This window comes from Bacillus sp. LR--39 (assembly GCF_053613335.1).
The window spans coordinates 1-510 of the sequence record NZ_JBSIOT010001655.1 but is presented as its reverse complement, the minus strand read 5'-3'; the positions used below and the strand labels follow the sequence as shown (position 1 = coordinate 510).

General features: G+C 47.8%; 1 protein-coding gene. It reads left to right on the top strand.

Going from position 1 to position 510, the window contains the following annotated elements; all coding sequences use genetic code 11:
* The coding region (locus tag ACWHAR_RS32340; RefSeq protein ID WP_452089087.1) for a helicase-related protein at positions 1-510 on the top strand (510 nt) is incomplete at both ends.

Genomic DNA, 510 nt, shown 5'->3' with positions numbered 1-510 from the left:
GGTAGACATCGTGATCGGCACTCACAGGCTGTTGTCCAAGGATGTCGTATACAAAGATCTTGGTCTGCTTATCATCGATGAAGAACAAAGGTTCGGTGTCACACATAAGGAAAAAATTAAACGCATTAAAGCGAATGTCGACGTTTTGACGTTAACGGCAACTCCGATACCTCGAACCCTTCATATGTCCATGCTTGGTGTCAGAGATTTGTCAGTCATTGAAACGCCTCCGGAAAACCGCTTCCCGGTACAGACGTACGTTGTCGAATACAACGGGGCCTTGGTCAGGGAAGCGATAGAACGCGAGCTGGCCAGAGGCGGTCAGGTTTACTTCCTGTACAACCGGGTGGAGGATATTGAAAGAAAAGCAGAAGAAATCTCGATGCTTGTACCTGACGCCAAGGTGACGTACGCCCATGGAAAGATGACAGAAAACGAAGTCGAATCGGTCATGCTGAACTTCTTAGAGGGAGAATCGGATGTACTAGTCAGCACGACGATTATTGAGAC